At 68.5% G+C, this 12,236-nt stretch carries 18 protein-coding genes; 9 read left to right on the forward strand and 9 right to left on the reverse strand.

The features are described 5' to 3' along the window. From acpS to Q0326_RS02845, 3 genes are read left to right on the forward strand one after another with little or no spacing between them, the layout of a single operon-like run. Positions 1-429 carry a holo-ACP synthase gene (gene acpS, locus Q0326_RS02835; protein WP_298686877.1) on the forward strand — a complete coding sequence of 143 codons (429 nt, stop codon included), beginning with the start codon at positions 1-3 and terminating at the stop codon, positions 427-429. A 23-nt stretch (positions 430-452) separates the two neighbouring features. Further along, positions 453-1,307, forward strand: a complete 855-nt coding sequence (lepB, locus tag Q0326_RS02840) for a signal peptidase I (protein WP_298686914.1) — start codon at positions 453-455, stop codon at positions 1,305-1,307. Between the two features lie 22 nt (positions 1,308-1,329). Next, positions 1,330-2,397: an AI-2E family transporter gene (locus tag Q0326_RS02845; protein WP_298686880.1), complete on the forward strand. Its 1,068-nt coding sequence runs from the start codon at positions 1,330-1,332 to the stop codon at positions 2,395-2,397. Between the two features lie 192 nt (positions 2,398-2,589). Here Q0326_RS02845 and Q0326_RS02850 read toward each other — a convergent pair whose 3' ends face one another. The 6 genes from Q0326_RS02850 to Q0326_RS02875 form a co-directional block, all read right to left on the reverse strand. Then, on the reverse strand, positions 2,590-3,174 hold the full coding sequence (locus Q0326_RS02850; protein ID WP_298686882.1) for an FKBP-type peptidyl-prolyl cis-trans isomerase: 585 nt from the start codon (positions 3,172-3,174) through the stop codon (positions 2,590-2,592). A 113-nt stretch (positions 3,175-3,287) separates the two neighbouring features. Continuing rightward, positions 3,288-3,494 carry a 30S ribosomal protein S21 gene (rpsU, locus tag Q0326_RS02855; protein ID WP_029548939.1) on the reverse strand — a complete coding sequence of 69 codons (207 nt, stop codon included), beginning with the start codon at positions 3,492-3,494 and terminating at the stop codon, positions 3,288-3,290. Positions 3,495-3,792: 298 nt separating this feature from the next. After that, on the reverse strand, positions 3,793-5,403 hold the full coding sequence (locus Q0326_RS02860) for a cisplatin damage response ATP-dependent DNA ligase (protein ID WP_298686885.1): 1,611 nt from the start codon (positions 5,401-5,403) through the stop codon (positions 3,793-3,795). Positions 5,404-5,560: 157 nt separating this feature from the next. After that, on the reverse strand, positions 5,561-6,061 hold the full coding sequence (locus Q0326_RS02865; protein WP_298686887.1) for a DNA starvation/stationary phase protection protein: 501 nt from the start codon (positions 6,059-6,061) through the stop codon (positions 5,561-5,563). 112 nt (positions 6,062-6,173) lie between these two features. Next, complete coding sequence (locus Q0326_RS02870) at positions 6,174-6,740, reverse strand: TMEM165/GDT1 family protein (protein ID WP_298686889.1); 567 nt, start codon at positions 6,738-6,740, stop codon at positions 6,174-6,176. A 27-nt stretch (positions 6,741-6,767) separates the two neighbouring features. Continuing rightward, positions 6,768-7,094, reverse strand: coding sequence for a hypothetical protein (locus tag Q0326_RS02875; RefSeq protein ID WP_298686891.1), 327 nt, complete (start codon positions 7,092-7,094; stop codon positions 6,768-6,770). Between the two features lie 202 nt (positions 7,095-7,296). On the opposite strand from Q0326_RS02875, the gene rpmG reads away from it, so the two are divergent. After that, on the forward strand, positions 7,297-7,464 hold the full coding sequence (gene rpmG, locus Q0326_RS02880; RefSeq protein ID WP_298686893.1) for a 50S ribosomal protein L33: 168 nt from the start codon (positions 7,297-7,299) through the stop codon (positions 7,462-7,464). A gap of 239 nt (positions 7,465-7,703) precedes the next feature. Here rpmG and Q0326_RS02885 read toward each other — a convergent pair whose 3' ends face one another. Beyond that, positions 7,704-8,075, reverse strand: coding sequence for a response regulator (locus tag Q0326_RS02885; RefSeq protein ID WP_298686895.1), 372 nt, complete (start codon positions 8,073-8,075; stop codon positions 7,704-7,706). A 38-nt stretch (positions 8,076-8,113) separates the two neighbouring features. Between Q0326_RS02885 and Q0326_RS02890 the strand changes: the two genes are divergently transcribed. The 5 genes from Q0326_RS02890 to Q0326_RS02910 are packed head-to-tail and all read left to right on the forward strand — an operon-like array spanning position 8,114 to position 11,425. After that, complete coding sequence (locus Q0326_RS02890) at positions 8,114-8,386, forward strand: DUF3572 domain-containing protein (RefSeq protein WP_298686897.1); 273 nt, start codon at positions 8,114-8,116, stop codon at positions 8,384-8,386. Then, positions 8,383-9,051 (forward strand): HAD family hydrolase, encoded by a 669-nt coding sequence (locus tag Q0326_RS02895; RefSeq protein ID WP_298686899.1) that lies wholly within the window; start codon positions 8,383-8,385, stop codon positions 9,049-9,051. The genes Q0326_RS02890 and Q0326_RS02895 overlap by 4 nt, the downstream gene beginning before the upstream one ends. A gap of 7 nt (positions 9,052-9,058) precedes the next feature. Continuing rightward, positions 9,059-9,526, forward strand: coding sequence for a RidA family protein (locus Q0326_RS02900; protein ID WP_298686901.1), 468 nt, complete (start codon positions 9,059-9,061; stop codon positions 9,524-9,526). After that, positions 9,498-10,295, forward strand: coding sequence for a glycerophosphodiester phosphodiesterase family protein (locus tag Q0326_RS02905; RefSeq protein ID WP_298686904.1), 798 nt, complete (start codon positions 9,498-9,500; stop codon positions 10,293-10,295). Before Q0326_RS02900 ends, Q0326_RS02905 begins: the two co-directional genes overlap by 29 nt. After that, positions 10,292-11,425 (forward strand): GNAT family N-acetyltransferase, encoded by a 1,134-nt coding sequence (locus Q0326_RS02910; protein WP_298686906.1) that lies wholly within the window; start codon positions 10,292-10,294, stop codon positions 11,423-11,425. The genes Q0326_RS02905 and Q0326_RS02910 overlap by 4 nt, the downstream gene beginning before the upstream one ends. A 40-nt stretch (positions 11,426-11,465) precedes the next feature. Here the strand turns inward: Q0326_RS02910 and Q0326_RS02915 are convergent, their stop codons facing one another. Both Q0326_RS02915 and Q0326_RS02920 read right to left on the reverse strand, forming a co-directional pair. After that, on the reverse strand, positions 11,466-11,762 hold the full coding sequence (locus tag Q0326_RS02915) for a hypothetical protein (RefSeq protein ID WP_298686908.1): 297 nt from the start codon (positions 11,760-11,762) through the stop codon (positions 11,466-11,468). Positions 11,763-11,991: 229 nt separating this feature from the next. Then, positions 11,992-12,236, reverse strand: a 245-nt coding sequence (locus tag Q0326_RS02920) for a pantoate--beta-alanine ligase (RefSeq protein ID WP_298686910.1), incomplete at its 5' end; no start/stop codon positions are given.

Here is a 12,236-nt window from a genome sequence, read left to right on the forward strand (position 1 = left end):
GTGATCGTCGGCATCGGCTCCGATCTGTGCAACATCGACCGCATCCAGGCGTCGCTCGATCGCTTCGGCGCGCGCTTCGTCAACCGCGTCTTCACCCCTGTCGAACAGGCCAAGGCCGAGCGCCGCACGCTGATGCGCGCGGCCACCTATGCCAAGCGCTTCGCCGCCAAGGAGGCCTTTTCCAAGGCGGTCGGCACCGGCTTCAAGGCGGGGGTGTTCATGCGCGACATCGGCGTGGTCAACCTGGCCTCGGGCGCGCCGACGCTGGCGCTGACCGGCGGCGCCAAGGCAAGGCTTGACGCGTTGATTCCGCCGGGCCACGCGGCCATGATACATTTGACGATGACCGACGACCTGCCCTGGGCGCAGGCGTTCGTCATCATCGAGGCGCGGCCGACAGGCCACGCGAAAGAGGAACCCCTAAGTTGAGCGACATCGACGCCGAAGCCCCGCTGGTGGTCCCCACCCCCGCCCCCGCGAAAAAGGGCACCGACTGGTGGGCCGAGATCCGCGGCCTGTTCTGGCTGATGCTGGGCGTGCTCGCCTTCTGGTGCTTCGTCGCCAAGCCCTTCTACATCCCGTCCGAATCGATGATGCCGACGCTGATCAAGGGCGACCGGCTCGTCGTCACCAAATATCCCTATGGCTGGAGCTATGTCAGCCCGAGCTTCCACGTGCTGCCGTTCATCCACGGCCGGCTGCTCGGCCACATGCCCCAGCGCGGCGACGTCGTGATCCTCACCCCCCCGGGCGAGAGCAGCGATTACATCAAGCGCGTGATCGGCCTGCCCGGCGACACGATCGAGGTGCGCGAGGGCGTCGTCTGGCTCAACGGCAAGCCGATCCCGCGCGTTGCACGGCCCCCTGCGATGATCCCGGTCGACGCCAACGTGCCCTGCGACCGCGGGCTCGAGGCCGCGCACCGCATCACCGGTCCCAACGGCAAGCTGTTCTGCGCGCTGCCCGTGTTTCGCGAGACGCTTCCCTCGGGCCGCACGTACGACACGATCGACATGGGCTATATGCCCGGCACCGGCGACGATTACGGCCCGGTCACGGTCGGTCCCGGGCAGGTCTTCGTGATGGGCGACAATCGCGACGAATCCGCCGACAGCCGCTATCCGGCCGAAGAGGGTGGTCTTGGCGGCCCGGTGCCGTGGGAGAATCTCGGCGGCCGCGCCGAATTCATCACCTTCTCCTACGACGGCACCACCGAGCTGTGGAATCCGATCAGCTGGTTCACGGCGCTGCGCGGCGGCCGCGCGGGGATCAATCTGCATCCGGCGCACGTTACGCCCCCGAACTGACGCTTTCCCCAAGGACGATTGCATGACCGACGCCCCGACCCAGCAAGATGTCGAGGCGCCGAGCCCGATGGAATTGCGCGATCCGCGCATGCGCCTCGAGGTGACCCGCGCGATCATCTGGGTGTCGGTGGTGCTGTCGGTGGTGCTGCTCTATGTGCTCGCGCAGCCGCTGTTCCTGATCTTCGGCGGGCTGGTGCTCGCCGCCATGCTCGACGGCGGCGCCCGGCTGCTCGGCCGCATCCTGCCGATCGGCCGCGGCAAGCGGATCGCGATCGTCGCGGTGCTGGTGTTCGCCTTTCTGCTCGGCGTGCTCTCTTATGCGGGCCTGACGCTGGTTTCCGAATTCCAGGCGCTCAAGGACCTCGTGGTGACGCAAGTCACCCGCGTGCAATCCTATGCGAGCTCGATCGGGATGATGCCCAAGGGGGGCGTCGACGTCGGTGCGATCGGCAAGCAGCTGATGGGCTCGATCGGGACCGTCACCAGCGTGTTGGGCAGTGCGCTCGGCGCCGTGTCGAGCCTCGCGATGATCGTCGTGCTCGGGCTGTTCTTCGCCTCCGAGCCGCGCATCTACGAGCGCGGGCTGGGCTGGCTGATCCCGCACGACAAGCGCGCCGACTTCTTCCAGACCAGCACCGACATGGCGTCGACCCTGCGCCGGCTGATGGCCGGGCGGCTGCTCGGCATGGCGGTCGAGGGCGTGTTCGTGTCGATCGCCTTGTGGGCGGTCGGTGTGCCGTTCGCACTGCTGCTCGGGCTGATCACCGGCATCCTCGCCTTCCTGCCCAATATCGGCGCGATCGTGTCGGGGATCCTGATCGTGCTCGTCGGCTTCTCGCAGGGGTCGCACATCGGCATGTTCGCGGCCGGCGTCTATGTTGCGGTGCAGATGCTCGACGGCTATCTGATCGTGCCGATGGTGGCGCGCCGCTCGGTCGACCTGCCGCCGGCGCTGGTGCTCGGCATGCAGCTGCTGCTGGGCGCCTTGTTCGGGCTGCTCGGGCTGATGTTCGCGGATCCGCTGGTGGCGATGGCGAAGGTCGCGCTCGAGCGGCGCAGCGGGATCGACCCGGACGCGGAACGGAAATGATGTCGGCGCACGGCGCCGATCATACCATCGCGGCGACACCGGGCGCTTATCGCGGATCGTCATCCCGGACCTGGTCCGGGATCCATAAACGTGGTGCTAGATGATTGGGCGCAGCGTCTATGGATTCCCGCTTTCGCGGGAATGACGGCGCATATTGTCGATGTCGAGCAGCAGCCCTGCTCGCGACGAATCCTAGTTCGCCGCGCCCGCAGCGCCGCCGGGCGCCGCCATGCCCGCCGCGCCATAGCCCGGCTGCTGCGGCGCGATCTCGCGCAGCGTAACGTCGAACTGGAGCACGCTGTTGGGCGGGATGACGCCGTCGCCCGCGCCCTGGTCACCGTACGCGAGCTGCGGCGGGATCCAGAAACGGTAGCGGGCGCCACGCTGCATCAGCTGCAGCCCTTCCGAGAAGCCCGGTATCGACCCCGCCACCGGCATCACCGCGGGCTGGCCGTGCTGTGCGGTCGAATCGAAGGTCGAGCCGTCGAGCAGCTTGCCGTCATATTCGATCTGGACGATGTCCTGCGGGCCGGGATGCGCGCCGGCACCCGGCGCGAGCACCTGATATTCGAGCCCCGAGGGGGTCGTCACCACGCCATGTTTTTTGGCGTTCTTTGCCAGGAACACCGTTGGCGGCTGGCCCATCGCGACCTGCTTGGACGTTCCCGCCCACGCCACGCCAACGCCGATCACCACCGCGACGCCGACGCCCAGCCACAGCTTGGTCAACGTGCCCTTGGCGACGGGGCGCAACGGGACGGCGGTGATCTCGGACATGGACGGCCTCGTGTCGGGGAAAGGGACGGTTGAGAAGCTGCGCCGGCTTCTGCCCGCGCCGGCTTCCCGCGTCCAGAGAGGATCGGACCGGCTGGACCGGCCCTCAGCCCCTCTTACCGAACGCCGTCACGCTCCATGCGCTTGCGCTCGAGCTTGCGCGCGCGACGGATCGCGGCGGCGCGCTCGCGGGCGCGCTTCTCGGACGGCTTCTCATAGTGCCGGCGCAGCTTCATCTCGCGATAGACGCCCTCGCGCTGGAGCTTCTTCTTGAGGGCCCGAAGCGCCTGGTCGACATTGTTGTCGCGAACGATGATCTGCATAAACCCAATATTCTCCAGCCGGCTTGCGTGGGAAACCGGGGCCCACTGCCCCGCAGAACCACGACTGCGCGTCGAAACGGTCGGCCACGGGAAGCCCCCATGTCCGGAAAGGGCGCGCCCTAGCAGCGTATGCGATTCGGGGCAAGACGTGCGCCCTGCCTTCTTCCGTCATCCCGGCGAAGGCCGGGATCCATAGACGCGGCGCGCGAGGCCCAAGCGCGGCGCCTGACGAACAGCGTATCGCCTGACTAGCGAGGCTGCGCGTATGGGTCCCCGCTTCCGCGGGGATGACGGAGGGTTAAGCGATCATCCGCCGCAGGGTGTTGATCAGGTCCGCTTCCGCCGCGGGCTTGTCGGTGCGGATGCGGCTGATCCGCGGGAAGCGCATCGCGAGGCCCGATTTGTGCCGCTTCGATTCGTGAATCGAATCGAACGCGACCTCGAGCACCATCGTCTTCTCGACCTCGCGCACCGGGCCGAAGCGCTGGACGGTCGCATTACGGACGAAGCGGTCGAGGCCCTTCAGCTCCTCGTCGGTGAAGCCCGAATAGGCCTTGCCGACGGGGAGCAGCTCGCCGCCCTCGTCGGGCGGGGCGGTCCAGCAGCCGAAGGTGTAATCGGAGTAGAAGCTTGACCGCTTCCCGTGGCCGCGCTGCGCGTACATCATCACGCAGTCGGCGACGAGCGGATCGCGCTTCCACTTGTACCAATAGCCGGTGCGCCGCCCGGCGATGTAGGGCGAATCGCGGCGCTTGAGCATCACGCCCTCGATCGCCGCGTCGCGGGCGCCGAGGCGGATCTCGCCGAGTGCCGCGAAATCCGCCGCCTCGATGATCGCCGAGACGTCGAAGCGATCCGCCGGCATATCGGCCACGAACGCCTCCAGCCGCGCGCGCCGTTCGGTCCAGGGCAGCGCGCGCAGATCCTCGCTGCCGTCGAACAATATGTCGTAGAGCCGCACGAACGCCGGGAATTCGGACTGCATCTTGGCCGTCACCGCTTTTCGCCCCAGCCGCTGCTGCAGCGCGTTGAAGCTCGCCGTCTCGCCGCCATGTTCGGAGTGCCCCTGCCCCTCGCCGCGGACCAGCAGCTCGCCGTCGAGCACGCCCTGCGCGGTGAAGGCGGCGGCGACATCCGGGAAGCTGCCGGTGATGTCGTCGCCGGCCCGGCTGAACAGCCGCGTCTCGCCGCCGATGCCGACCAACTGGATGCGAATGCCGTCCCATTTCCACTCGGCGGCATAGTCGGCGAGGTCGACCACCGTCTCTTCGAGCGGGTGTGCGAGCATGAACGGGCGGAACACCGGGATGTCCTCGGCGGCGGGGCGTTCACCCGTGCCCTCGGCCCAGGCGAACAGCGGCGCATAAGGCGGTGTCAGGCCGTGCCACAGCTCCTCGACCTCGTCGATGTCGAGCCCGAAGGCCTGCGCCAACGCGGTCTTCGCCAGCCGGGCCGAAACGCCGACGCGGAGCGCGCCGGTCGCGAGCTTGATCAGCGCGTAGCGTCCCGACGAATCGAGATGGTCGAGCATCGCGGCGAGCCCCGGCCCGACCCGCCCGCGCGGCAGCGCGTCGAGTTGCGCGATCGCCGCGGAGATCGTCAATGTACCGTCGTCGATGTCGGCGGGCTCGTGCTCCGGCTTGGGCCAGATCAGCGCGACCGTCTCGGCGAGATCGCCGACGAAGTCGCGGCTCATCGCGAACAGCTCGGCGTCGACGCGCTCGGCGACCATCTGGTGGATCGCCGCCGACTTGACCGCCTTGATGTCGATCGCCCCGGTCATCGCCGCCATCGCCCAGCCGCGATCGGGGTCGGGGGTGCCGCGCAGATAGTCCGCGATCAGCTTGAGCTTGGCATTGCGCGACCGCGTGTAGACGAGCCCGTCGAGCAGCTTGGCGAAATCGCGCATGAGGCGAAGGTGGGCCTTTCCGATGGACTAGCGAACAACCCGCCGTGGCCCCCTGCCGTTCCCCGGCGAAAGCCGGGGCCCAGAGCTACAAGCGCCGCGTCTGAAGCACTGGACCCCGGCTTCCGCCGGGGAACAGGCAGACGCGCAGGCTTTCGCCTCAGCCCTTGCGGGCGGCCTCGAACAGGAACCAGGCGCGCTCCTCGGCTTGGTCGACCCACTCGTCGATCAGCGACGAGGTCGGCGTGTCGCCGGCCTCCTCGACCTTGGCACGGGTCTCGCGGAACTGCTGGATCAAGGCGAGATTGTCGTCGCGCAGCTCGGCGAGCATCGCCTCGGGCCCGACGAATTCCTGGTCGTTGTCGGCGATCGTCTGGCGGCGACCGATGTCGCCGATCGAGCGCAGCGTGGTGTTGCCGGTCTTGCGAATCCGCTCCGCGACCGCGTCGGTGATCGACAGGATCTGCGTGGCCTGATCGTCGAGCATCAGATGATAGTCGCGGAAATGCGGGCCCGACATGTGCCAGTGGAAATTCTTGGTCTTGAGATACAGCGCATAGAGGTCGGCGAGCGAGGTGTTGAGCGCGTCCGCCGCGGTGCCGAGGTTGGTGCTGGGCAGGTCGGTCGGCGTGTCGAGCGCGGTGGCGGGCAGCTGGGCCATGAGGAAGCTCCTGTTGGTCGTGATCTCGGTTCGGCTCCATAACGAGCTACGCTGCCAAGGGTTCGCCGAAAAGAGCGCGCGAAGCTGAATTTTGCCGATCGCTGTGATCGGCTCAGGAGAGACCCAGCGCCGTCACGGCGAGATAGAGACCGGCGAGCGCGAGCAATACGCCCGCGCCGATGCGGATCGCGCGCAGCGGCACCAGCGCCGGCCAGCGCCCCCCGAGCACCACGGCGGGGGCATTGGCGACGGTGACCCCGGCTGCGGCGCCCACCGCCGCGAGCCAGGGATGGCCGCTGCCCGCCGCGATCGCGCCGGTGACGAACTGCGTCTTGTCGCCGAGCGCGAGGATGAAGAAGGCGCCGGCCGACGAGGCGAAGGCGCCGATCGTCCAGCCGTCGATCGATTCGGCGGGTTTGACGCGGAAGGTGGCGCCCGAGGCAGCGAGGATCAGCCCGACGCCGGTCATCAGCTGGATCGCGCGGTGGTTGATATAGAGCGCGACCTCGGCGCCGACCGCCGCGGCGATCGCCATGTTGAGCAAGGCGGCGAGCGCGATCCCGGCGAGCACCGCGGCAGCGCGCCGGAAACGGTCGCCGAGCAGCATCGCGAGCAATTGCGTACGGTCGCCGAGTTCGGCGAGCAGGGCTACGACGAAGGCCGGTACGAGCGCGTCCATCTCAGTCGACGTCGCGCAGAAAAGGGGTCATCCGGCGAGGCGGACCAGCACCGCGGCGAGCCAGCTCGTGCCGGCCTGCTCGTCGAGCGCCTCGCAGCCGATCGAATCGCGCAGCCGCTCGATCCACGGCCCCACTGCGGCGCCGCGCCCGCCGGCGCCGAGCGCGACCGACAGGCCTTCGGCCAGGCGCTGCACCGACTGCAGGCCATAGTCGCCCGCGAGCGCCGCGATAGCATCGGCATGCGCGCCGACGCCGAGCGATCCGCGCGCGGCGAGCGCCTGTTCGAGCGCGTCCAGCCGATCGCACAAATCCCCGCGCACCAGCATCATTCCATCGCTCGGCGACCGGCTCATGGCACTCTCCGTCTCGTGTCGGGCGAGCGTAGCGATGGCAGGTTGCAGTCGCGTTAAGGGGCCGCGATACTTGACATGCGCGCCGTCCTGCCGCAGGAGCCGGGCCGATCGAGCGGCGGCAGCGCCGCTTTTTGCTTTTTTGGCGATTCGGCGAGACCGGCTTGTTCGGCGGCGAAGCGCATGACAGACTTCAGAGGGCATCATGGCCAAGCCGACTACCGTCAAGATCAAGCTCGTCTCGACCGCCGACACCGGCTTCTTCTACGTGACCAAGAAGAACCCGCGGACCAAGACCGAGAAGCTCAGCTTCCAGAAATATGATCCCGTCGTGCGCAAGCATGTCGAGTTCAAGGAAACCAAGATCAAGTGATCCATGCGCGGCATGCCTGAGGCGTGCGGCGGATTGCTACGGTGACGGGGCGCTGCAGCGATGCGGCGCCCTTTGTCGTTTGGACGGAGAGCGACCGTCTGAGTTCCGTTCGGTCTTAGCGTGGTCGAGGGCCATGCGCGTGCGGCTGCACGTCGACTGCGCTCAGTGCGAACGGATGTGGCGTCCGTAACACGTCCGCTTCGTCTCCGTGTCGCATCGGCCGCTCAGCACGGACGGGTCTATTCAGCCGGCGCCAGCCCCTCCACCGCCTCGATGAAGCGCATCAGCGAGATCGGCTTCGAGACATAGGCCGCCGCCCCCGCCGCGCGCGCCGCCGCCTCGTCGGCCGGCGAGGCATAGGCCGTCACCGCAAGGATCGGGATGCCGGCGAGCTCCGCATCACCCTTCAAGGCCGCGATCAGCTCGAGCCCGCTGACATGCGGCAGCTGGATGTCCATGATAATCAGATCGGGCATCACCGCGCGCGCGGTCGCGATCGCTTCGCCGCCGTCGCGCACGGGGGTGGGTTCATAGTCGTGCACCTCGAGCAGGTCGCAGAACAGCTTGAGATTGAGTTCGTTGTCCTCGACAACGAGCACCTTGCCCGGCAAAGCCGCTAATCCTTCCAGAGGGTGGCTAAGACTAAGCGATGCGCGCGCGCGACACAAATACTCCCGATGCCACGACGCTGGCGCTCTCCGCGCTGGTGTGGACGCTGTCGGACGCGCCGCGTGCCGAACGGCTGCTCGCGCTGACCGGGCTCGACTCGGACGAGTTGCGCGCCCGCGCCGGCGATCCGTCGCTGCTCGCCGCGGTGCTCGGCTTCCTCGCCCAGCACGAACCCGATCTCACCGCCTGCGCCGAGGCGCTCGACGTCCGCCCGGAGGCGCTGGTCGCCGCCCAGAGAAAGCTCGAATCATGACCCGCCCGCTGCTGATCACCGATTGCGACGAGGTGCTGCTGCACATGGTCGCGCATTTCCGCGACTGGCTTGACGAGGCGCACGGCATCGACTTCGCCATCGCCGAGGAGAATTGGGGCCAGGCGCTGGTCCGACGCGACACCGGCGAGGCCGTCGAGCCGGAGCAGGTATGGCCCTATCTCGACGGCTTCTTCGACACCGAGATGGAGCGCCAGACCCCGGTCAAGGGCATGATCGAGGCGCTCGACCTGATCACCGCGCATGCCGACATCGTCGTGCTGACCAACCTGCCCGACCATCGCCGCCAGCCGCGCATCGACCAGCTCGCGCGCCACGGCATCGGCCACGAGGTCTATTGCAACCAGGGCGGCAAAGGCGATGCCTTGCGGGCGATCCTCGAAGCCCACAGGCCGCCGGTCGCGGTGTTCGTCGACGACCTGACCTTCCAGCTCGACTCGGTGGCCAAGGCCAACCCGCAGGTCTGGCGGCTGCACATGGTCGCAGAACCGCTGGTCGCACAGCATCGGCCGCCGGCGCCCGCCGCGCACGCCCGGATCGACGACTGGGCGCATGCCGCCGACTGGATTCTGGCGCGGTTCGCCGACGGCCAGCCCGCGCCGGTCCCGACCCGCAGAGACTTGACCGACGCGGCCAGCGCGGCATAGCGGCACGATGGATATCGAAACCAAGCTCGCCGAACTCGGCCTCACCCTTCCCAAGGCCGCCGCCCCCGTCGCCGCCTATGTCCCCGCCGTCGAGGCAGGCGGGCTGCTTCACGTCTCGGGGCAGCTGCCCTTCGACCCCGAGGGTCAGCTGATGACCGGCCGGCTCGACGGTCCCGGCGACGTCGAGCGCGGGCAGAAGGCGGCGGCTCGCTGCGCGCTGATGCTCGTCGCGCAGATCAAGGCGGCGCTCGGCGGGTCGCTCGAGCGCGTCGAGCGGATCGTCAAGCTCGGTGCGTTCATCGCGAGCGGCCCCGACTTCACCGACCAGCCCAAGGTCGCCAACGGCGCCTCCGAGCTGATGGTCGCGCTGTTCGGCGAGGCCGGCAAGCATGCGCGGTCCGCGGTCGGCGTGCCGGTGCTGCCGCTCGGCGCCGCGGTCGAGGTGGATGCGATCGTCGCGCTTCGGCCAGCCTGACCTGCAGCCGCTCGGGCTTGACCGGCGGCTGGCGCCGGCCCCCGAGCCGGCGCGCATTGCGTTTCTGCGCGGCAACGACATCGCGCATCGCGGGCTGTGGGGACCGGGCGCCCCCGAAAACAGCCTTGCGGCCGCCGCGGCCGCGATCGGCGGCGGGTTCGCGATAGAATGCGACGTCCGCCTGTCGCGCGACGGCACCGTCATCGTCTTCCATGACGCCGATTTGGAGAGACTGACCGGGCAGCCGGGCCGGATCGCCGAGCTTTCCGCCTCCGCGATCGTGGCGCGGCGGTTCGCGGGCAGCGATGAACAGGTGCCGACGCTCGCGGCCCTGCTCGGCCTGATCGCCGGGCGCGTACCGCTGCTGATCGAGCTCAAGACCGACACGTTGGCCGAGACCGCGCCGCTCTGCCTCGCAGTCCGCCGCGCCCTGGAAGGCTATCGGGGGCCGGCCGCGGTCATGGGATTCAACCCGGAGGTCGGCCGCTGGTTCGCGACCCATGCGCCGCGCATCGTGCGCGGGCTGGTGTTGAGCGAGGATCGCAAGCCGCGCACACGCGCTATTCACGATGCGATCGCCCGACGCCTTGCGGTATGGCGCGCAAAGCCCGATTTCGTCGCTTATGATGTCCGCTCTCTGCCCTCCGCCCTCCCCACCGCACTGCGCAAGGCGGGCCTGCCCGTGCTGAGCTGGACCGTGCGAACGGCGCAGGATCGCCTGACCGTCGCCGCTTATGCCGATCGCCCGATCTTCGAGGTCGTCGCATGAGCGAGACCATCGCGCGCGTCGCCGGCGGGATCGGCGGGATCGCGCCCGAGGATTGGGACGCCTGCGCGGGGGTCGACAATCCCTTCCTCAGCCACGCCTTCCTGTCCGCGCTCGAGGATTCGGGCAGCGCCGTCGGACGCGCGGGGTGGCAGGCGGTGCCGATCGTCGTCGACGGTCCTGACGGCCGGCCGGCCGGCATCGTCCCCGCCTATGCCAAGAGCCACAGTCAGGGCGAGTATGTCTTCGATCAGGGCTGGGCGGACGCATGGCAGCAGGCCGGCGGCGCCTATTATCCCAAGCTGCAGATCGCGGTGCCGTTCACGCCCGTGCCTGGCCCGCGGCTGCTGCTGCGAGACCCGGCCGTCGCGCCGACGCTGATCGCGGCAACCGAGGCGATGGTCGCCGAACACGACCTCTCCTCGGCGCACGCCACCTTCGTCACGCCCGACCAGCTGCCGCTGTTCGAGGCGGCGGACTGGCTGATCCGCACCGGCTCTCAATTCCATTGGCATAATGAGGGATATGGCACCTTCGACGATTTTCTCGCCGCGCTGTCGTCGCGCAAGCGCAAAGCAATCCGCAAGGAGCGCGAGGGGGCGCTGGCCGACGTCGAGGTTCGCACGCTAAGCGGTGCGGAGATCGGCGAGGCGGAATGGGATGCGTTTTGGCGCTTCTACCAAGACACCGGCAGTCGCAAATGGGGCCGCCCCTATCTCACCCGCGCCTTCTTCCCGATGCTGAGCGCGCGGATGCCGGATCATGTGCTGCTGATGCTCGCCTATCGCGACGGGCGCCCGGTCGCGGGCGCGCTCAATCTGATCGGCGGCGACACGCTGTACGGCCGCTATTGGGGTTGCACGGAGGAAATTCCCTTCCTCCATTTCGAGCTCTGCTATTATCAGGCGATCGATGCCGCGATCGCGCGCGGGCTCAAGCGCGTCGAGGCCGGCGCACAGGGCGAGCACAAGCTCGCACGGGGCTATCGGCCGGTGCCGACCTATTCGGCGCATTATATTCCGCATCCCGGATTCCGGCGCGCGGTGGCCGATTTCCTTGAGCGCGAGCGGCATGCGGTGGCGCACGAGATCGAGATGCTCGACCAGATGGCGCCGTTCAAGAAGGAGGGCTAGTCGCCGCCGCGGTTCGCGAGCGCGAGCAGCTGTCGGTCGATTAGGCTGCGCGGCGCTGATGAACCGCTAGCCAGGCGCGGGCCTGTTTCTGCGCTTCGACAATCTCGCGCGCGGTCATCTCGTCGGCGACTTCGGCGCGCAGTTCCTGCGCCTCGCGCGAGCCGGCGACGGCGGCAAGGTTGAACCATTTATGCGCCGCGATCAGATCGACGTCGACGCCGCGCGAGCCGGTCGAAAAGGCGATGCCGAGATCGTACAGCGTATCCGGATTGTCGAGCGCAGCCGCGGCGAGGCGGCTTTCGATCAGGAAGCTGGCGGACTTGAGGCTATTTCCCATGGCGTGCATCTTTCCCCTAATGTGGTCGGGGTTTCGCAGCATAGGTGAAAATAAATGGTTAACGGGCGGGGCAGCCGGCTTCCCTCGCAGGGCGCGCACCGCGGAGCGCCGACGAAGCGGTGAAGGCGGCGACCCGACGTTGCGGCCTCTCACCCCTTCGCCAGCCTGCGGTCGCCCCCCTCCCTTGCACGAAGGGGCGACGGCATCCCGTCTCCGCCACAATACGCCCTCAGCCCGCCGGCTTCGCCTCGATCGGCAGATTGTCGATGAGCCGTGCCGGACCCATGCGTGCCGCCGCCAGCAGCCGCGCGGGTGTGTCGCCGACCGTATCGATCGGCGTGAGCGTCTCGGCGTCGCGTAGCGTGACATAGTCGATGTCGGTGAAGCCCGCCTCCGCCAGCCGCGTCGTCGCCATCGCCAGCGCCGCCGCAGCCGGCTCGCCGCGGGCGATCGCCGCTGCCGCCTCGCCCAGCG

It is taken from the genome of uncultured Sphingomonas sp., assembly GCF_937859915.1.
GTDB lineage: Bacteria > Pseudomonadota > Alphaproteobacteria > Sphingomonadales > Sphingomonadaceae > Solisphingomonas.

Excerpts from the sequence above, each read along its gene's own strand:
- Q0326_RS02890 (WP_298686897.1), top strand. The coding sequence starts at position 8,114 with ATGCGCGCGCGCGACACAAATACTCCCGATGCCACGACGCTGGCGCTC.
- rpmG (WP_298686893.1), top strand. The coding sequence starts at position 7,297 with ATGGCCAAGCCGACTACCGTCAAGATCAAGCTCGTCTCGACCGCCGAC.
- Q0326_RS02850 (WP_298686882.1), bottom strand. The coding sequence starts at position 3,174 with ATGTCCGAGATCACCGCCGTCCCGTTGCGCCCCGTCGCCAAGGGCACG.
- Q0326_RS02870 (WP_298686889.1), bottom strand. The coding sequence starts at position 6,740 with ATGGACGCGCTCGTACCGGCCTTCGTCGTAGCCCTGCTCGCCGAACTC.
- Q0326_RS02910 (WP_298686906.1), top strand. The coding sequence starts at position 10,292 with ATGAGCGAGACCATCGCGCGCGTCGCCGGCGGGATCGGCGGGATCGCG.
- Q0326_RS02895 (WP_298686899.1), top strand. The coding sequence starts at position 8,383 with ATGACCCGCCCGCTGCTGATCACCGATTGCGACGAGGTGCTGCTGCAC.
- Q0326_RS02905 (WP_298686904.1), top strand. The coding sequence starts at position 9,498 with ATGCGATCGTCGCGCTTCGGCCAGCCTGACCTGCAGCCGCTCGGGCTT.
- Q0326_RS02860 (WP_298686885.1), bottom strand. The coding sequence starts at position 5,403 with ATGCGCGATTTCGCCAAGCTGCTCGACGGGCTCGTCTACACGCGGTCG.
- Q0326_RS02875 (WP_298686891.1), bottom strand. The coding sequence starts at position 7,094 with ATGAGCCGGTCGCCGAGCGATGGAATGATGCTGGTGCGCGGGGATTTG.
- Q0326_RS02915 (WP_298686908.1), bottom strand. The coding sequence starts at position 11,762 with ATGGGAAATAGCCTCAAGTCCGCCAGCTTCCTGATCGAAAGCCGCCTC.
- Q0326_RS02900 (WP_298686901.1), top strand. The coding sequence starts at position 9,059 with ATGGATATCGAAACCAAGCTCGCCGAACTCGGCCTCACCCTTCCCAAG.
- rpsU (WP_029548939.1), bottom strand. The coding sequence starts at position 3,494 with ATGCAGATCATCGTTCGCGACAACAATGTCGACCAGGCGCTTCGGGCC.
- Q0326_RS02865 (WP_298686887.1), bottom strand. The coding sequence starts at position 6,061 with ATGGCCCAGCTGCCCGCCACCGCGCTCGACACGCCGACCGACCTGCCC.
- Q0326_RS02845 (WP_298686880.1), top strand. The coding sequence starts at position 1,330 with ATGACCGACGCCCCGACCCAGCAAGATGTCGAGGCGCCGAGCCCGATG.